A 17,233-nucleotide genomic window follows, 5' to 3' on the forward strand; every position below is an offset into this window, starting at 1 on the left:
TCAAAGACGTTGGAGGAATCGATCGATAGCCGGCGAACTCAACGGAGCGAACAGATCTTGTCTGGTATCGGTGTTCGCATTGATGCCGACAACACCGAGCATAGGATAGGCGCCGTACCAGACGATGGTTTCCACTTGGCTCTGCCGCACATAGGCCTTGAACGGCCTCGCATCCTGCGCGCCTTGCCAGAACAGAAAACGCGTGGGCGGAAAACCGTAGCGTTTCCCTGCCGCGTTCACGAACGTATTGGTCCAGATCGCATTCAGCCCCTTCACGGCGGCCAGATCGATGAACTCGTTGAGGTAGCTCTCCCAGGCACCGCCGAAATTGTCGAGAAATAGCAGACGCCGGCCACCATCGATCAGCACCCAGCGCGCCGAGAGGATGGTTGGGATGCCGCCAAGCTCACCCTTGTTGAACCAGAATTTCGCGAGAACATTGACGGCGAACAGGACCAGTCGAAGGATCCAGTATCGAAGGACACCCGGCTTTACACAGGTGATGCTGGCCAGATGATTCTGGTACCGGTTAATTCCGGCTTCCTCGCGCGCATATTTGCGCGCGTTGTCGCGAGCCCGGATCAAAAGACCTGCGGGATGTTCAAACGTCGTCCTGTCGCGATACTCGAGTGCCCCAACCACGCACAGAGCCAGCAGTCCGACGAGATAGCCGGCCATCACGCCGCTCCATCCCAACAGAACCATCAGAAGCCAGCCGTAAGTGAGCGATCTGGCCATTCCAGCCACGTTGCTGATGACCGTTTCCGGCAGCAGCGCTGCAACGAGCAGGACGCCGACCGAGACCAGAAGGAACATGGCGAACTGGATGACATCCAATGCCATACGCCGCAGATTCTCGCGCGTCTTGCTGAGAGGCTGAAGCTCGACCATCAACTGCAGCGATGTCGTGCAATACCGGCCGACGAGCAACAGCCCCCCAATACAGACAAGCTGGAACATGACCACCAGCACCGCACCCAGCGACATCAGGATCCCACCCGGACCATCCACCAATATCCCGGCCCATGTCGGTGATCTGTCAACGCCGGAGATGACCGCGAGCGTGACAACACCGATGAGCACACCGAGCAGCGCGTATCGTGTAACGACCGCCAATTGCAGCGGAAAGCGCCAGAACAGATGCTGGTCGCGGGTATTTTTGCTCGCACTTCGGAGAAGAAGTTCTGCCGCCCGGACCACCAGCCACATCACGCTCAATAGCATCAAGCCGGTCAGCGTTGCCGGCTGTATGACTTCGGTGAGCTGTGAGACCCACGGCAATGCCGATACCTTTGTATCGAGATGCTGCGTTGCGTGACCGACCGTCTCAAGCCATAGCGGCAACACCGCGTAGAGCGCTGATGGTCGATAGCCCAAAGCCCAGCACACGAGTGCGCCCAGAGCGCATGCCAGCAGTGCAACGACGATACCAGCCGCAACGGCGATCTGGGTTCGAAGCGTCATCTGCCATGGCAATTGCGCCGGCTGCTCTGCCCAGCGATTGTCGGCACTGCCGCGAATGCACTCTCGTGTCACGAGATCGAGCAACCCCGCCGGGCGACCGGGCAAGATCGCATCAACGAGAAATCGCGCCGAAAGAAACGACACGATTCCCTTCCGAACGCTGTTCTCGCCTTTGACCTGCACCACCGTGCGGCCGGGACTGCCACTAAAGAACGTATTCGCACCGACGTCATGGCGCTCCCAATACTCCCGGACCAGATTTGGGGTCGTTGTTCCTGACAAGGGATAGCCGACACACCGGCGGTAGACCTCGTCGAAACCAATTGGTGCATACTTTAACAGCTCATCCAGAAAACCCGCTCTCGGGCCATCGAACGTTGCCTCGAATACGAGACAAGGCCCGCCCCCGTCGGCAGCGTCCAGGATGACAAAACTACAAAAATGCAGACCTGCAATCTTGTCGAATGGAAACAATGGGCGGCACTCAAGAAACGCTGCCTCACCGCCAAACTGCGGGTCGGCATTGTCGCGAAGATAGCCCCTGCACCATTCAACTTTGGACGGTTCGATCGGCGTGATGATCGTTGTGAAATTCGGATTCAATGGACGGGCTCCGATCCATTCGCATTGAACGTCACGCGCAGCGAGCAAGGTGCTGGCCCGTCATAGCCGACCTGACCGCCCTGTCCGGGCGCGCGCGCCAGACCCGGCAGGCGCATCAGCGCGCGGACGATCTCCAGCATGACCACGTCAGCAATGTATTTGCCGAAACAGTGGCGCGGCCCGAAACCGAAATGAAAGTAACTCTCGATGGGACGATCGCGAAATGTGAGCGGGTCTGGAAATGCTTCGGAATCGAACATGGCCGCCAGCGGCGGTGCCAAGACAAGCGTCCCGGCAGGCACCCGCCGGGCCCGCGGGGTGCCGTTGGCGATGATCGTATCACGCGGGCATGTTCGCACCAGCAAAGGCAGCATCGGACGAAACCGCATGGCTTCATAGATGCAGCCACGTAACGCCTCCCGCGCCGCTGCGAGCTGGCCATTCGGCGCATCAGCAGTGATCGATGTCTGATCGTGGTGGATCGCACGCTCGAGTGCGGCGGACAGCTCCTGGGCATGCGGCAGCGCCCCGGTCTGCTCCAGCAGTTGATCCACGGCATGGGTGACACCGCGGATGATAGTGGCTCCACCTGTCGCGACCAGCCCGGTCAGATAGCAGCGAATCCACTCTTCATCGAACCAGGCAGGATTGCCCGACTGACCATGGCGGCGCTGCAATCGTGCCAGCAGGCTGTGAGCGGGAATGGATGGGTGCGATGCAGCGGCAGTTGTGGGGCCGCCGGATCCAAGCTGCTGCGTCAGTTGACAGGTCAGATCTGCGATATCGGCGCGAGACCGGCTCCACGGAAGCGAACCAACTGGCGGGTTGACCATAATGATGCCGGCCAGATTCCGCATGACGCCTGCCATCCGCTGCCGGTCTCCATTCAGTGGAGGGACGCCAAAGTATTCGGCCAGGACGGCAACCATCACCGGCTCCGCCAGATCGGCGACAACGTCGATCTGGCCCGAGTCCTTCAATGCCTCGATGCAGGACTGGCAATTTTCGGAAGCGATCGTCCGGATGAGCCGGGCATCAGTCTTCTCGACCACGCTCTGCAGCATTTCCCTCTCGCGGGCATGCTGCTCTCGCCCATCGACCGTCATCAGAAACGGTCCCCAGGGCATTCCGGGCTCGATGGTGTCGCCCAGTTCAAAGTCGTCGAAGCGTTCGAGCACCTCGCGTACATCGCTGGCCTTTGTCGCCACAAGGACGTTGCCGACGATCGCGATGGGCCGCACGACGCGCAGCACCGCGAAGACCGCCTTGAACAACCGAAGATGGGAGAGCACGTGGCAGGACAGCCGATATTTGACGAGCTCGCCCCACATACGCAGGCGTCGTCCGAAGCGATCCACAGCGCTGGCGCCGCCTGGATCGAGTCCATTGGGATCAGTCAGCTTCGAGCCGGATGTGCCGGTTGCCGACTGATCCGGCGTATCGTCGCCGACCACCTGATCCCGGAATAGTTTCAATGAATGTTGATCCTGGCCGTCTGCCGGCAGCACCAGATCCTTGGTCTCGCGAATCCCATGCATCGGTGCGCCTATTCGGCTCGGGTTGGAGTGCTCAGCATTAGAACAAGAGCGTTTGTAGTTGTAGAACTATCTATATTCCATCGAAGATAGCTCGCCAAAACTAGGATTGTTGTCAGATTTGCAAGCCGCAACAACCAGCCGCTGGCCAGCGCCATCATGGCCGACACGTTAGCTGCCGCATTTCCCCGCGTCAGTGAACTAGATCACAGACAGCCGTCCATTCATTCGCATAGTAGCCTTATGGAGGCCAAATGCGACCAACGACAACACAACAACTTGCCATCGAAGCCATGCTCAACAGTCTGCTGGGGCCGCGTGTTTACGACCGCTTGTGCCTGGGTATGAAAGTCGGAGGAATGGATGAGGACGTCCTCTACGTCTTTGTCTCCAATGAAGCCTGCGCAGCGGAGATCGAAGCGGTTCACACGGATGATTTTGCCCTGGCCGCCGAACACGTGCTGAATCAGCCCGTCCGCTGCGTGAACGTCATCCCATACGATTTCTCGGATCTATCGAGCCCATAGCGGGCGCGCCTCACCTTTAGGGGGAACCAACCCTTCGCGTTAGCGAGCTCACTGTCGCCACACGCAGACGAGCCGCCCTTCGGGATGGGGGCTCCCACCTGTCCGGCGTCTAGAAGCTTTTTATCGGGTTGCCGAGCAGCACCGTGACAGCCAACACTACAACGATGCCGTAGAGGATAAACACCCCGAGCGTGAGGCGTCGGTAAATGCGGCGATAGGTTTGCTCCAATTCGTCGACGGATGCCATGCCGAATACCTCCTGATACCCGGCCACTAATGGACCAAGCACCAGCGAAGTCATGTGAACCACATCACACCTTGAGCGGGCTCCCCGGCTCATCGAGGGTCGCGGGCTCGGCTTCGGCAACAGCCGCTAGCGCCTTCGGCTTAAGGACGGCGATACTGCCCGGCTCAAGACGGATCCACCCTTTCAAGGACCAGGCACGAAGTTGCTTGTTGATGCTTTCTCTGGTCACTCCGACCATCTCGCCGATCTCTTGTTGAGTCACGAGAAACGGACGACCGACGTCAGCAGGCTCGTGTTTCGCGGCCAAGCCGATCAGCAGGTTCGCCAGCCGCGCAGGTAGATCCTGTAAAATGACATGCTCGACTTGCTCACTTGTCCAACGCAGACGGGCGCAAAGCAAGTGAATGAACTTCACGGCCAGCGCCGGTTGGGATTCGATAAATGGAAAGAAGTCGCGCCGATCGATCACAATAAGCTCGCAATTGGTGTGAGCGATCGCATCGGCCGTTCGCGAAAGCCCATCGAGCAAGGCGATCTCCCCGAATATCTCACCTTTCGTCACAAGATTAAGGATAGCGCTGCGTCCCTCAGATGAGGCGACGCTCATCTTGACAGCGCCGCTCACCACGACGAAGAGACTATTGCCGGGATCTCCTCTCACAAAGACGGTCGCCCCGCGTTTGAACTTTCGGAAGCTCGCATACTGGCATAGTTGATCTAATGCCTTGGCGTCGAGATCAATGAAAAATGGATGACTGCGTAGTATCGACAATCGGGGATTGATCTGAGAAACGCCTCGCGCCATCACAAGTGCTGCTCCATGCCAGAAATATTCAAAACAAGGCTAGACACATCGGTAGTGTGACGAAGCCCCCTCTCAAGAGTCATAGCCTGCCATGAAGACTTTAAGAAGTGACGCAGGGTTTTATCGCGAACAATGGCAGAAAACGACGAGGAGTTTTGCACTGACACCAATGATTTCTTTGCGCCCGGAAGCTGCCATTCGAAGTCAGCCGGCGGACTGTATAAGAAATGCGTATTTCTTATACAGTTCGCGCTTCGGATATCTTCTTGTTTCTTTCTTATACAGCCGGCTGCACGCCCAATGATTGGATAGAAAAATGCAGTTTCTTATGCAGTTGACCAACAGAAAGCAGCTCTCACGCCAGATATCTAGAACTTAGGCCGGGCGTAGCTGGCTGTTGTAGAGCCTCAGTGTAAATGTATGCTCGACTTGCTTCTCGGAATCTCCGCCGACCACCACGTTGTCCGGCACCTTGCCGTATCCCCACTCCCACAGAAGCTTGCCCCACTTGTCGTCGCCCTGGAGGGCTTGGAGCAGGCCGACGATGATGGTCGCCTGTAAGGGCTTCTTATCGTTATCGACTGCTTTCTTGATGGTGCCCGCAATGGCGGGCGGCAGTAGTTCTTCGCCTTCGAGTATCCGGCGAATCTGGGGCTGGAAAACTAAAGATGCAGCCGTTTAAGAAGCCGCCTTCCGTTGCCAAGCCCGCGCTATACACGCGCAAAATATGAATAGCTGAAGCACTCCGGTTTCTTTGAACTTGGCGCTCGCTGTCAAGGACTGTAGCGCCTAACATGATGCGACGTTGGAAACGGGATGCCGACCCGATCACGATGTCGCTGAAACACCGCATGTTGAAAAGTGGGGCGTTGTCGAGGAGCACCGGCGGAGAGCCAGCGGTGGCGCTTTGGCGCGAGGATGCCGAGCGATGCACGACTCCTGAATGAAGTTATCCGGAAGGCCTGACCCACAACGTGTGAATTCGGCACGCAGACTCTATGCGTTCGCGGCTACCAACGCGACAGGAGCATAGATCCGATCGCCGACGTCCGCCCAAGCGTCACCACGCTTATTTGGCGAATATTCGACAGAATTTATGATAGGCACGTAAGCGATTGAAATCATTGGCGCTCCGTAAGGGAATCGAACCCTTATTTTAGCCTTGAGAGGGCCATGTCCTAACCGTTAGACGAACGGAGCGTGCGCGGGAGGGGATAGCCGGGAATGGCGGTGGCTGCAAGATGCTGCCGCCCCCTCGCCCACTTATATGGTTATGGTTCGCAGGCGAACCCTTGGGTTCGTTTTGGCGAACCTCAGGGCTCGCTGGCGAATTTCAACGTTCCGGCGGGTTTCAGGCTCTTGGCATCGAAAGTGCGGATTTCGGTGCTGCCGCCGACGTCCAGCGTCAGCACGATCCGGTCGCCGGCTACCCCCGTGGAGAGGATTTTGGCGCCTTTTGGCAGGGTCGCGGTCGTCGTGGACGTGACAGTGCTTCCATCCGTGCGGAAAAGGCGGTAGCCGATCACGACGAGCAGCGCGCCGACGCCCAAGGCGGTGGTCAGGCCCGCGATCAGCATCATGCGGCGGACGCGCGCGATCATGGCGGCCTGTTCAAGGGTCGGTTCGGGCGCGCTATCGGCGGCGGGCTGGGTCATGCAAACACTCGTCTCTTAATTCACGGCTCTCGAAGCAACACGCTTCTGTCCAGGTAAGGCTTTACGGAATGAACGATCAACGGCTGGATGTCACGGTGCAGGGCGACGAAGGCTCGACCCGGCTCGATCGCGTGCTCGCCGTGCGCAGCCCGGCTTTGTCGCGGTCGCGGCTGAAGGCGCTGATCCTCGCCGGCCAGGTGACGATCACCCGGTCTTCGCAAGACCCCACCCCCGTGCGCGACCCCGCTTATCATGTCGCTGCCGGCGATACGATCACAATCGACGTGCCGCCCGCCATCGCGCCGGAGCCCGAAGGCGAGGATATCGCCCTCGATATCGTGTTCGAGGACGAGGACATCATCGTCATCAACAAGCCCAAGGGCCTTGTCGTGCATCCCGCCGCCGGCCATGAAACCGGCACGCTGGTGAATGCGCTGATCGCCCATTGCGGCGCGTCTTTGTCGGGGATCGGCGGCGTCAAGCGGCCGGGCATCGTGCACCGGCTGGACAAGGACACCACCGGATTGATGGTGGTCGCCAAGAACGACGCCGCGCATGCGTCGCTCACCACACAATTCGCCGATCATGGCCGCACCAACGAGATGCGGCGCGGCTATATGGCCTTTGCCTGGGGTATCCCAAACCGGCCGCGCGGCACGGTGGAAGCGCCGATCGACCGGCACCCCTATGCCCGCGAAAAAATGGCGGTCCGCGAAGGTGGCCGCGATGCCGTCACCCATTGGGAAGTGCTGCAGGAATTCCCGGATCGCCACGGCAAGCCGATCGCGACCCTCTTGGCCTGCCAGCTCGAGACCGGGCGGACGCACCAGATCCGCGTGCATCTGGCGCATATCCAGCATCCGCTGATGGGGGATTCGGTCTATGGCTCGCATTTCAAGACCAAGGCGTCGTCGCTGGGCGTGAAGAGCCGCGCGGCGCTGGAAGCGCTCGACCGGCAGGCGCTTCACGCCTATTTGCTGGCGCTGGAGCACCCTCGCACGGGCGAGATTCTGGAGTGGACCAGCGAGCTTCCTCACGATCTGGCGGTTTTACGGGCCCATATGGCCGTGCCAGAATGACGCAGATGCATATAAAAAAGTAAGCCTTTCCAAACGCTTATATTGGCCCCACGGGAACGTGACAGGGAATTCACTTTCAATACGCTTGTAGTAGGGTGTATGTTGCACCTGCGTCAAATGAGACGCGGAACATCGCAGCCAGGGCGGCTTTAACAAAGCGCTCGCTGCCTGGCCCGCCGCTATCGGGGGTCTGAACCACTGGAGGGCATCATAATGGCCCGTACAGCTACCCTTCCGGTTCTCAATGGAGAATCCGGCCTCTCGCATTACCTCGCCGAGATCCGCAAGTTTCCGATGTTGGAACCTCAGCAGGAATATATGTTTGCCAAGCGTTGGCGCGAGCACGACGATCGCGACGCGGCACATCACCTTGTGACCAGCCATCTGCGACTCGTCGCCAAGATCGCCATGGGCTATCGCGGCTACGGTCTGCCGATCTCCGAAGTTGTCTCGGAAGGCAACGTCGGTCTGATGCAGGCTGTGAAACGCTTCGAGCCGGAGAAAGGCTTCCGCCTGGCCACCTACGCCATGTGGTGGATCAAGGCCTCGATTCAAGAGTACATCCTGCGTTCGTGGTCGCTCGTGAAGATGGGCACCACCGCGAACCAGAAAAAGCTGTTCTTCAACCTGCGTAAGGCGAAGAGCAAGATTTCCGCCCTGGACGAAGGCGATCTTCGCCCCGACCAGGTGAAGCTGATCGCCACGCGTCTCGGCGTGACGGAACAGGACGTGATCGACATGAACCGCCGCCTCGGTGGCGACGCGTCGCTCAACGCACCGATCCGTGACGACGGCGAAGCCGGCGAATGGCAGGACTGGTTGGTCGATAACTCGCCCAATCAGGAAACCATCATGGCGGAACACGAGGAGTTCGATCATCGCCGTCAGGCGCTGAACGGCGCCATCGGTGTCCTCAACCCGCGCGAACGGCGCATCTTCGAGGCCCGTCGCCTCGCCGATGAACCGATGACGCTGGAAGATCTCGCCTCGGAGTTCGGCGTCTCGCGCGAGCGTGTCCGTCAGATCGAAGTCCGCGCCTTTGAAAAGGTGCAGACCGCGGTCAAGGGCACCATCGCCAAGGCGGAAGCTGCCGCTCTGGAAGCTGCGCACTAACAGGCGCAGCGGATACAACGAATACGAAAGCCGGCGGAAACGCCGGCTTTTTTGTTGGGGTCGATTATCTGATCGGCTTCGCCAGCGCTTCTGTCCGGTCGCGCTCGGTCATGTCGATTACCGTTTCGACGGGTGCCGTCAGTTCATAGACGTAGGACACGTCGGTGAAGTAGCGCTTCGCCGTACCACCCAGCGCTTCCGGCGCCACGCGATCGAGCAGCACCAGACCGAAATCGCTGTCCGGCCGCCGCGTTGCTTCGCTGGTGTTGAACTCTTCCCAGCGGAAGTTGAACAGCCCATCCGGCTCACTGCCCGTGATCTCCCAATGCGCAACGATATGCGGATGCTTGCCCACCAGCGACAGGCCCTCGTCGGAATGCGAGGCCAGTTCAAAGAACAGCAGCGACAGGCTCTGCGCGGCGCGCGCGCTGACAATGATATCCGGACCTTCCAGTGCGATACGGTCGGCATGCGGGATCGCTCGCGCCTCGAACAGGCCCTTAAGCTGCACGCCCTGCCACTGGCTCTCGCTCAGCAGCGACACAACATTCGACATTGCGTGAATACGGCCGATCAGGAGATCGCGCGCGTTGTCCACATCGGAGCCGTGGCGCAGCGTGCGTGTCACGATGGACTGGATCACCGCCAGGATGTTCTTCACGCGATGATTGAGCTCGTCGATGACGGCGGTCAGGCGACGTTCGAAGCCGATGCGGATCTCCACCTCGCGCCGCAGCCGCAGATTGGCGTAGGAGACATAGCCAAACAGCCCGCAAACAATGGCCGTCAGCGCGAGGCCGAACCCGCCGACAATGATCGCGGTGCGCTGCGCGCGCAGCTCGGTATTGACCTTCGGATAATAGCCCAGCGACCAGTCACGCCCGCCGAACGAAACCGTGCGCAGGACTGCCAGCGCAGGACCATTCGCCACCAGCGGGCGCGCCGTTACCCTGCCATCGTCGTCGGCGACGATTTCGCCATCAGCGACGCGCGGATCTTTCAACGCCACCGAGAACAATGACATCTCGTCATTGGCCAGCATCAACGGTCCAAGTTCATAGGAGAACGACACGAAGCCGGCCGGCGCGGGATCGCCTTCGGGCACAACTGGCGTCACCAGTACCAATCCCAGTGGTCCATCGGGCTGCTGTAGCGGCGTGGGGCTGGAGGCGACCGGCTTGCCCTCGTTCACGGCGCGCACCAGCGTTGGCCCTGTGACGGGAGAGAAATTCAGGGCGCGACCGGCAAAGCCTTCGGTGACGGAGTTGCGCGGCTCCACATCCATCAGCACGTCGAGCGGCTGCCCAAGCGCCTTGGCATCGAGGCGATCGTCGTTGTAGCTGCGGATCGTAGGATTGCGGTAGCCGGCACTGGCCAGCTCCGCGCTGGCGGCCGCGAATTCGTTCGGCTGCAGGCGAGCGATCCAGGCGGCAATCGCGAAATCGGTCTTGAAGGCGTAGATCGAGGCCCGCAGCGGCTGCAGCATATTGGCCTTCATGACCGTCGGCGCACGAAACAGCCCGGCTGCGACGCGCGCCAGCAATTCGCGCTCGGTCAAACGCTCCTGCACCAGGCTGGCATGGATATCCACGGCCCGGCCCAGCGCGATATTCTCGATCGCCAGCTCCTGGTCATGCACGCGATAGGCCGCAAGGCCGGAGAGCAGAGCTCCGACCAGTGCCAGTAATGCGATGATGAAACCAAGCCGGACCACACGGATACTCGGGAAATTAGGACGTTGCTGCCGGGTCAGCGGCTCAGGAGTATGCCAATCATGCCGGAACAATTTGGTTCCAGCCCGATGGAAATTATTTCCGGACCGGACAAATCTTGAAAAACAGGCTTAACGCAATATCACACGACACATTGGCCGACGGGCATCGACCAGCCCGTCGTTATAGCCAACCCAATATGAACGCCTCAAGTTGAAGCCCGCTCGTGAGAACTACGGCAGAGGCCTTATTCACAAGTCTCAGGCGACTGCCTTGGCCTTGAGGCCACCCTTGCTCTCAATGAATGAGATAATCCGGTCCAGACCGTCCTGGGTCTTCATATTCGTCATCACAAACGGCCGGGTACCGCGCATCCGCCTGGCATCCACATCCATCTTTTCCAGCGAAGCCCCGACATAGGGCGCCAGATCGATCTTGTTGATCACCAGCAGGTCGGAGCGCGTGATACCCGGCCCCCCCTTGGAGGGGATCTTGTCGCCGGCCGCAACGTCGATGACATAGATGGTGATATCGGCCAGTTCCGGCGAGAAGGTCGCCGCGAGGTTGTCGCCGCCGGACTCGATCAGCACCATGTCGAGATCGGGAAACTTGACGCGCATGTCGGCAACGGCGGCGAGGTTCATCGAGGCGTCCTCGCGGATCGCCGTATGCGGACAGCCGCCAGTTTCGACGCCAGCAATGCGATCCGCCGTCAACGAGCCCGAGCGCACCAGATATTCGGCATCCCACTTCGTGTAGATGTCATTGGTGATCGCCGCGATGTCGTAGCGCTCGCGCATGGTCTTGCACAACAGATCCATCAGCGCGGTCTTGCCGGAGCCGACGGGACCGCCAATGCCGACGCGGAGCGGACCGTGAAAACTGGACATGTCAGGGGTGCTTTCGGTTGAGGATGAAGCGACGGCCCTCATCCTGAGGAGCGGCGGCTTCGCCGCGTCTCGAAGGATGCGCCAAGCAACTCATGGTTCGAGACGCGCGCCAAACGGCTCGCTCCTCCAGCCTGAACGCGATTGCGTTCAGGCGACCATGAGGGGTCTGGTGTGTGATTTGAGCTGGAGCCATCATGACCTGAACAGCCGCGTATATTGCGTCTCGTGACGCATGCTGGCGATGTCAGAGCGGAATGTCGCGCCGCCAAGGTCGTCGAGGGATGCCGCCATGGCGCGATGGCCTGTGGTCACGACGACGGGCTCCAGCGCTGCAAGTACGCGCTGGCTGTCGGTCTGACCGAGCGGCACCAGCCGCGCGCCAGCGGAAATCCAGTTCGAGACCACCGCGTGGAAAAAACCATGCATGGTTGCCGACAGCGGTACACCATGGGCGGCGCTCACAAGTCCGACGGCAACGGGATAGACGATCGGGCTGTCGCAGATCGCGATCAGCCGCTCCATAGCCTCATGCGACCAGGCGTTGCGCGCGATCTCGATGAAGGCCTTGCCTTGCGTGGTGGTCTCCAGCTGACGTTCCCTTGATGGCACGAAGGCGCTGGCGAGTTCGGCAACCTCGCGCAATGCCTTGTCGTCGCCGTCAGATGCTGCGCGGTGCACATGAGCGAGAAACACGCCATCGCAAAACGCTGCGCCATCGGACAGCATCGCCGACAACCAGTCCTGCAGGCTGGCAGCATCGGTGATGTCGCCTGCTTCCACCGCCCATTCGATACCGCTGGAATAGGAAAACGCGCCGACAGGAAAAGCCGGCGACAGCCAGGTCATCAGCCGGTACAGCGCAGCGCCTTCGTCGGCAGACAAGGCGGGAGAGTCGCTCAGCGAACTATTGTCCGCCGGTCTATTTGTGGTCATGAGCATGGGAGTGACGATGGTGGTCGTGCTTGCTGTCGTGATCATGATGATGATCGTGATGGTCGTGATCGTGACCGCAATGCTCGTCATGGACATGCTGGTCATGGCCATGACCGGCATGACCGTGCGCGTCATGCCTGTGGCCATGGTGGTCGTGCCCATGATCGTCGTGACTGTGTCCATGATCGTGATGAGCATGATCATGATGTCCATGACCTGCCGGCTCATGCGCAGCGGCATAGGCGCCGCCTTCGGGATCGAACGGTGCTTCGATCTCGATGACCTTGGCGCCAAGACCCTTCACCATCTCCTCGATGACATGATCGCTGCGGATGCGCAGGCCCTTGGCCATGATCTGCGTCGGCAGATGGCGATTGCCGAGATGCCATGCGAGCCGCACCAGATGGCCGGGATCGGTACCACGGATCTCGATCAGTGGCTCCGGCGCTGCGACCACCTCGATCAGGCGGCCGTCTTCCAGCACCAAAGCGTCGCCGCCCCGCAGGGCGACGGCGTTTTCGAGATCGAGCAGGAATTCCAGTCCGCGCGTCCCCGTCATCGCCATGCGGCGACGATGACGATCGTCGAAGTCGAGAACGACGGTGTCTACCGCCGCCTCTTTCCAGTTGTATTGGCCTTTGACCTCAGTCGCGCGGATCATGGAATCTCTCGTTTGGTTTAACGCACCACGACGTCAGCCGGGGTGATGATTTCGATCTTCGGAGGCGCGCTGAAGCATTTCACCGCGACGCGGCCGAAAGTCTTCATATGTTCCTGCGTCCGGTGCGGCACCAGTGCCTCGGCATTCTCCCACTGCTCGACGAACACCATGCGGGTCGGATCAGTGACACTCTCGTGCAGATCATAGGCGATATTGCCCGCTTCCTTGCGGGTCTCGGTGATACAAGCCTTGGCAGCTTCGATCAGTTCGGCGCGGGCTTCGGGTTTCACGGACAAAGTGGCAACGACGTAGATCAAGGGGAGTCCTCCCGGTTTGCTGTTGTGGCTAAGAATGCCGGGACGGACATTAGGAGGGAATGCGAGGGGGAGGAAGGGGGCGCTTTCTTATCCCTCCCCCCCTTGCGGGGAGGGTGGCCGCGCGTAGCGCGGTCGGGTGGGGGTGCCGCAAACTCCTGAGCGTGCGGAGACACCCCACCCCGGCCTATCGGCCGACCCGCTGCGCAGGAGGGAGGGAGGGAGACCGCAACCGTCGAGCTCACCTCAATACATAAAGTACCTCTGCGCCATCGGCAGCAATTCCGCCGGCTCGCAGGTCAAAAGCTCGCCATCCGCCCTCACCTCATAGGTCTCGGAATCCACCTCGATCTTCGGCGTCGCGCCGTTGTGGATCATGCTCTTCTTCGAGATGCCGTCGCGGACATTTTCCACCGCATAGAGCGACTTCTGAATGCCGAGCTTCTTGGCTAGACCGCCGGCCACCGCCGCACCCGATGTGAACACCACCGACGACTGCGTCAGCGCGCGGCCGAAGGCGCCGAACATCGGCTGGTAGTGCACCGGCTGCGGTGTGGGAATGGACGCGTTGGGATCGCCCATCGGCGCCGCGACGATCGAGCCGCCCTTGATGACGAGATCCGGCTTGACGCCGAAGAACGCCGGCGACCACAGCACCAGATCCGCCATCTTGCCCTTCTCCACCGAGCCGATCAGCTTCGAGACACCATGGGCGATGGCGGGGTTGATCGTGTATTTCGCGATGTAACGCTTGACGCGGAAATTGTCGTTGTTGCCCTTGTCTTCCTTCAGCGAGCCGCGCTGCTTCTTCATCTTGTCGGCGGTCTGCCACGTCCGGATGATCACTTCGCCGAGCCGGCCCATGGCCTGACTGTCCGACGACATCATCGAGAGCGCGCCGAGATCGTGCAGGATGTCTTCGGCGGCGATCGTCTCCTTGCGGATGCGGCTTTCGGCAAAGGCCAGATCTTCCGCAATCGACGGATCGAGATGGTGGCACACCATCAGCATGTCCAGATGCTCATCGATGGTGTTGCGGGTAAACGGCCGTGTCGGATTGGTCGATGACGGGAGCACGTTCCTGAGGCCCGCGACCTTGATGATATCAGGTGCGTGACCGCCACCGGCACCTTCGGTGTGGAAGGCGTGGATGGTGCGGCCCTTGAAGGCCTTGATGGTATCCTCGACGAAACCAGATTCGTTCAGCGTGTCGGAATGCAGCATCACCTGCACGTCATAGTCGTCGGCGACGCTGAGGCAGTTGTCGATCGCGGCGGGCGTGGTGCCCCAGTCCTCGTGCAGCTTCAGCGCACAGGCGCCGGCCTTGACCATCTCCACCAGCGCCGCCGGCTTCGAAGCATTGCCCTTGCCGGAAATGCCGAGATTGACCGGAAAGGCATCGAAGGACTGGATCATCCGCGCGATGTGCCACGGGCCCGGCGTGCAGGTCGTCGCGAACGTGCCGTGCGACGGACCGGTGCCGCCGCCAAGCATCGAGGTCACGCCGGACATCAGCGCGTGTTCGATCTGCTGCGGGCAGATGAAATGGATATGGCTGTCGAAGCCGCCGGCAGTAAGGATCTTGCCCTCCCCCGCGATCACATCGGTGCCTGGACCGACATTGATGGTGACGCCCGGCTGGATATCGGGATTGCCGGCCTTGCCGATGGCGTGAACCATGCCGCCCTTGAGCGCCACGTCGGCCTTCACGATGCCCCAGTGATCGACGATCATCACGTTGGTAATGACGGTATCGACGGCGCCCTGCGCGCGTGTCGCCTGCGACTGCCCCATGCCGTCGCGGATCACCTTGCCGCCGCCGAACTTCACTTCCTCGCCATAGATGGTGAAGTCCTTCTCCACCTCGATGATCAGATCGGTGTCGGCGAGCCGTACGCGATCGCCGGTGGTCGGGCCGAACATGTCGGCATAGACGGAGCGTTTGATTTTCACGGGCATGTTTTCGCTCCATTGGCCGGAGTATTCCCTCCCCCCCGCGCGAAGCGAAGCTTCGCTGGGCGGGGGAGGGTCAGGGAGGGGGGTGTGCCACAGGTCGCGGCCTCGCCGATCGCGAGGACAACACCTTCGAGATTCTTCATGACATCGTCATTGCTGAAACGAAGGACGCGATAGCCACGCGCGGCAAACCAAGCGTCGCGGCGCGCGTCATGCGCGATGCGCTCTACAAAATCATGGCTTTCACCATCGACTTCGACAATGAGCTTGCTCGCATGGGAAACGAAATCAGCAATGTAAACACCCATCGGGGCTTGTCGACGAAAACCCAAATTTGCCAGACGATGTGCCTTTAGCTGTCGCCACAGCAAGGTCTCGGCGCGAGTCATTACGCGCCGCAGTTCCTTGGCGCGACCGCGCTGAAACTCGCCGACCTCGTTGTGTGGCATACCCCCCTCCCCGCCCCTCCCCCGCAAGGGGGGAGGGAGCACTACGGCCGTCACATTCCCAACAATCACAACTTCACCATTACGTCGCTGCGGAATCCATAGACGGTACGCTTGCCTGCGCCTTCGTTCATTGACGGCGTGGCCCGCGACTTCCATAGCTTCGCGCACCCCAGCAAGGCGCGCGGCGTCGGGATCTGAGACGGAGACCGATATCGTGAGATGGAAGAACGTCTATCCATTTGCTGCGGCATGCCTGCTGTTCGCGCTGACGTTCTGGCTATACCTGACCCGCGTCATGTGGCTCGGATTTCCGGATGGCTTCATTGCCGAACTGGACGCTGCTGAAGCGATCCTCGTCACCTGGTTCAACTGGTTCAGCATCGCTCTGGGCATCTGGTTCGTGATCCTCGGCATCCGATCGTTCCGTGACGATGTCGGACGTTGGTCATTGTACAGCTGTCTTCTGTTCGTATCGGTCGTCCTGATATCGCTGACCATCGATCGATATTTCCGCTCGTTCATGATGGACAGCGCCGGCGGCTAGGCGCTCAGAGCTTCCCCATCACATCGCCGCGGAAGCCGTAAACCGTGCGCTTGCCAGCGAGTTCGACCAGTTGCACGTCGCGGCTCTGGCCGGGTTCGAAACGCACCGCAGTGCCGGCGGCGATGTCGAGACGCATGCCGCGGGCCTTCTTGCGGTCGAATTTCAGCGCGGGATTGGTCTCGAAGAAATGATAGTGCGAGCCGACCTGGATCGGCCGGTCGCCGGAATTCGCCACAGTCAGCGTGACGGTCTTGCGCCCGGCATTGAGTTCGATCTCGCCGTCCTGGATGAAGAGTTCGCCGGGGATCATGTGACCTCTCGATTTTCTCGGTGTCATGGCCGGGCTTGACTTGGCCATCCACGCCTTAGAGCGCTGAAAATGGATGCCCGGGTCACCTAGCGAAGCTCGCTTCGCGCTGCCCGGGCATGACGGAGTTTGAACTAGCGGATCGGTTCGTGCACCGTGACGAGCTTCGTCCCGTCGGGGAATGTCGCTTCCACCTGAATGTCGTGGATCATCTCGGCGATGCCGTCCATGCATTGCGCGCGGGTGATGACCTCGGCGCCGGATTTCATCAGCTCGGCAACGGTGCGGCCGTCGCGCGCGCCCTCGACGATGAAATCGGAGATGATGGCGATGGCCTCGGGATGGTTGAGCTTGACGCCGCGCTCCAACCGGCGTCGCGCCACGATGGCGGCCATCGAGATCAGGAGCTTGTCTTTTTCGCGGGGGGAGAGATTCATGC

The 17,233-nt window shown here is 60.4% G+C and carries 18 protein-coding genes and 1 tRNA gene; 4 read left to right on the forward strand and 15 right to left on the reverse strand.

All coding sequences use genetic code 11. The annotated features are described in order from the left end of the window. Positions 1–2,067 carry a hypothetical protein gene (locus LPB73_RS18875; protein ID WP_231077854.1) on the reverse strand — a complete coding sequence of 689 codons (2,067 nt, stop codon included), beginning with the start codon at positions 2,065–2,067 and terminating at the stop codon, positions 1–3. Then, the gene (locus LPB73_RS18880) at positions 2,064–3,605 is read right to left on the reverse strand and encodes a cytochrome P450 (protein ID WP_231077855.1); all 1,542 of its coding nucleotides are present in this window, start codon (positions 3,603–3,605) and stop codon (positions 2,064–2,066) included. The genes LPB73_RS18875 and LPB73_RS18880 overlap by 4 nt, the downstream gene beginning before the upstream one ends. Before the next feature lie 251 nt (positions 3,606–3,856). On the opposite strand from LPB73_RS18880, the gene LPB73_RS18885 reads away from it, so the two are divergent. Further along, entirely contained in the window at positions 3,857–4,129 is a 273-nt protein-coding gene (locus tag LPB73_RS18885) for a hypothetical protein (protein ID WP_147421613.1), read from the forward strand. Positions 4,130–4,238: 109 nt separating this feature from the next. Here LPB73_RS18885 and LPB73_RS18890 read toward each other — a convergent pair whose 3' ends face one another. From LPB73_RS18890 to LPB73_RS18905, 4 genes are all read right to left on the reverse strand, one after another. Then, positions 4,239–4,430: a hypothetical protein gene (locus tag LPB73_RS18890; protein WP_175366960.1), complete on the reverse strand. Its 192-nt coding sequence runs from the start codon at positions 4,428–4,430 to the stop codon at positions 4,239–4,241. A 10-nt stretch (positions 4,431–4,440) separates the two neighbouring features. Then, positions 4,441–5,181, reverse strand: coding sequence for a Crp/Fnr family transcriptional regulator (locus LPB73_RS18895; RefSeq protein ID WP_175366961.1), 741 nt, complete (start codon positions 5,179–5,181; stop codon positions 4,441–4,443). Between the two features lie 1,125 nt (positions 5,182–6,306). After that, a tRNA-Glu gene (locus LPB73_RS18900) sits at positions 6,307–6,381 on the reverse strand. A gap of 113 nt (positions 6,382–6,494) precedes the next feature. Next, positions 6,495–6,836 carry a hypothetical protein gene (locus tag LPB73_RS18905; RefSeq protein WP_093759212.1) on the reverse strand — a complete coding sequence of 114 codons (342 nt, stop codon included), beginning with the start codon at positions 6,834–6,836 and terminating at the stop codon, positions 6,495–6,497. A 68-nt stretch (positions 6,837–6,904) separates the two neighbouring features. Here LPB73_RS18905 and LPB73_RS18910 point away from each other — a divergent pair, with 68 nt between their 5' ends. Both LPB73_RS18910 and rpoH read left to right on the forward strand, forming a co-directional pair. Continuing rightward, complete coding sequence (locus LPB73_RS18910; RefSeq protein ID WP_231077856.1) at positions 6,905–7,915, forward strand: RluA family pseudouridine synthase; 1,011 nt, start codon at positions 6,905–6,907, stop codon at positions 7,913–7,915. Between the two features lie 213 nt (positions 7,916–8,128). Further along, positions 8,129–9,028 (forward strand): RNA polymerase sigma factor RpoH, encoded by a 900-nt coding sequence (rpoH, locus tag LPB73_RS18915; protein WP_089261507.1) that lies wholly within the window; start codon positions 8,129–8,131, stop codon positions 9,026–9,028. A 64-nt stretch (positions 9,029–9,092) separates the two neighbouring features. Here the strand turns inward: rpoH and LPB73_RS18920 are convergent, their stop codons facing one another. From LPB73_RS18920 to LPB73_RS18950, 7 genes are all read right to left on the reverse strand, one after another. Beyond that, a complete protein-coding gene (locus LPB73_RS18920; protein ID WP_184514037.1) occupies positions 9,093–10,742 on the reverse strand; it encodes a CHASE domain-containing protein in 1,650 nt (549 codons plus the stop codon). Positions 10,743–11,000: 258 nt separating this feature from the next. Further along, entirely contained in the window at positions 11,001–11,630 is a 630-nt protein-coding gene (gene ureG / locus LPB73_RS18925) for an urease accessory protein UreG (protein WP_231077857.1), read from the reverse strand. Between the two features lie 192 nt (positions 11,631–11,822). Beyond that, positions 11,823–12,569 (reverse strand): urease accessory protein UreF, encoded by a 747-nt coding sequence (locus LPB73_RS18930; RefSeq protein ID WP_231081188.1) that lies wholly within the window; start codon positions 12,567–12,569, stop codon positions 11,823–11,825. Further along, positions 12,550–13,224 (reverse strand): urease accessory protein UreE, encoded by a 675-nt coding sequence (locus LPB73_RS18935; RefSeq protein ID WP_231077858.1) that lies wholly within the window; start codon positions 13,222–13,224, stop codon positions 12,550–12,552. The genes LPB73_RS18930 and LPB73_RS18935 overlap by 20 nt, the downstream gene beginning before the upstream one ends. Positions 13,225–13,241: 17 nt before the next feature. Then, positions 13,242–13,541, reverse strand: a complete 300-nt coding sequence (locus LPB73_RS18940; RefSeq protein WP_231077859.1) for a putative quinol monooxygenase — start codon at positions 13,539–13,541, stop codon at positions 13,242–13,244. Positions 13,542–13,784: 243 nt separating this feature from the next. Continuing rightward, a complete protein-coding gene (gene ureC / locus LPB73_RS18945) occupies positions 13,785–15,497 on the reverse strand; it encodes an urease subunit alpha (RefSeq protein WP_231077860.1) in 1,713 nt (570 codons plus the stop codon). Beyond that, positions 15,488–15,943: an endonuclease domain-containing protein gene (locus tag LPB73_RS18950; protein ID WP_089263568.1), complete on the reverse strand. Its 456-nt coding sequence runs from the start codon at positions 15,941–15,943 to the stop codon at positions 15,488–15,490. The genes ureC and LPB73_RS18950 overlap by 10 nt, the downstream gene beginning before the upstream one ends. A gap of 214 nt (positions 15,944–16,157) precedes the next feature. On the opposite strand from LPB73_RS18950, the gene LPB73_RS18955 reads away from it, so the two are divergent. Beyond that, positions 16,158–16,487 carry a hypothetical protein gene (locus LPB73_RS18955; protein WP_231077861.1) on the forward strand — a complete coding sequence of 110 codons (330 nt, stop codon included), beginning with the start codon at positions 16,158–16,160 and terminating at the stop codon, positions 16,485–16,487. A 4-nt stretch (positions 16,488–16,491) separates the two neighbouring features. Here the strand turns inward: LPB73_RS18955 and LPB73_RS18960 are convergent, their stop codons facing one another. Both LPB73_RS18960 and LPB73_RS18965 read right to left on the reverse strand, forming a co-directional pair. Beyond that, entirely contained in the window at positions 16,492–16,797 is a 306-nt protein-coding gene (locus LPB73_RS18960) for an urease subunit beta (protein WP_231077862.1), read from the reverse strand. A gap of 131 nt (positions 16,798–16,928) precedes the next feature. Beyond that, positions 16,929–17,231, reverse strand: a complete 303-nt coding sequence (locus LPB73_RS18965; protein WP_068733936.1) for an urease subunit gamma — start codon at positions 17,229–17,231, stop codon at positions 16,929–16,931. Positions 17,232–17,233 lie beyond the last annotated feature (2 nt).

The sequence above is a fragment of the Tardiphaga sp. 37S4 genome (assembly GCF_021044645.1).
Taxonomy (GTDB): domain Bacteria; phylum Pseudomonadota; class Alphaproteobacteria; order Rhizobiales; family Xanthobacteraceae; genus Tardiphaga; species Tardiphaga robiniae.

What these genes read in the sequence shown, in the direction of transcription:
- LPB73_RS18885 (WP_147421613.1), top strand. Translation starts at nt 3,857, where the DNA reads ATGCGACCAACGACAACACAACAACTTGCCATCGAAGCCATGCTCAAC.
- LPB73_RS18965 (WP_068733936.1), bottom strand. Translation starts at nt 17,231, where the DNA reads ATGAATCTCTCCCCCCGCGAAAAAGACAAGCTCCTGATCTCGATGGCC.
- rpoH (WP_089261507.1), top strand. Translation starts at nt 8,129, where the DNA reads ATGGCCCGTACAGCTACCCTTCCGGTTCTCAATGGAGAATCCGGCCTC.
- LPB73_RS18880 (WP_231077855.1), bottom strand. Translation starts at nt 3,605, where the DNA reads ATGCATGGGATTCGCGAGACCAAGGATCTGGTGCTGCCGGCAGACGGC.
- LPB73_RS18930 (WP_231081188.1), bottom strand. Translation starts at nt 12,569, where the DNA reads ATGCTCATGACCACAAATAGACCGGCGGACAATAGTTCGCTGAGCGAC.
- LPB73_RS18910 (WP_231077856.1), top strand. Translation starts at nt 6,905, where the DNA reads ATGAACGATCAACGGCTGGATGTCACGGTGCAGGGCGACGAAGGCTCG.
- ureG (WP_231077857.1), bottom strand. Translation starts at nt 11,630, where the DNA reads ATGTCCAGTTTTCACGGTCCGCTCCGCGTCGGCATTGGCGGTCCCGTC.
- LPB73_RS18895 (WP_175366961.1), bottom strand. Translation starts at nt 5,181, where the DNA reads ATGGCGCGAGGCGTTTCTCAGATCAATCCCCGATTGTCGATACTACGC.
- LPB73_RS18935 (WP_231077858.1), bottom strand. Translation starts at nt 13,224, where the DNA reads ATGATCCGCGCGACTGAGGTCAAAGGCCAATACAACTGGAAAGAGGCG.
- ureC (WP_231077860.1), bottom strand. Translation starts at nt 15,497, where the DNA reads ATGCCCGTGAAAATCAAACGCTCCGTCTATGCCGACATGTTCGGCCCG.
- LPB73_RS18890 (WP_175366960.1), bottom strand. Translation starts at nt 4,430, where the DNA reads ATGACTTCGCTGGTGCTTGGTCCATTAGTGGCCGGGTATCAGGAGGTA.
- LPB73_RS18960 (WP_231077862.1), bottom strand. Translation starts at nt 16,797, where the DNA reads ATGATCCCCGGCGAACTCTTCATCCAGGACGGCGAGATCGAACTCAAT.
- LPB73_RS18905 (WP_093759212.1), bottom strand. Translation starts at nt 6,836, where the DNA reads ATGACCCAGCCCGCCGCCGATAGCGCGCCCGAACCGACCCTTGAACAG.
- LPB73_RS18950 (WP_089263568.1), bottom strand. Translation starts at nt 15,943, where the DNA reads ATGCCACACAACGAGGTCGGCGAGTTTCAGCGCGGTCGCGCCAAGGAA.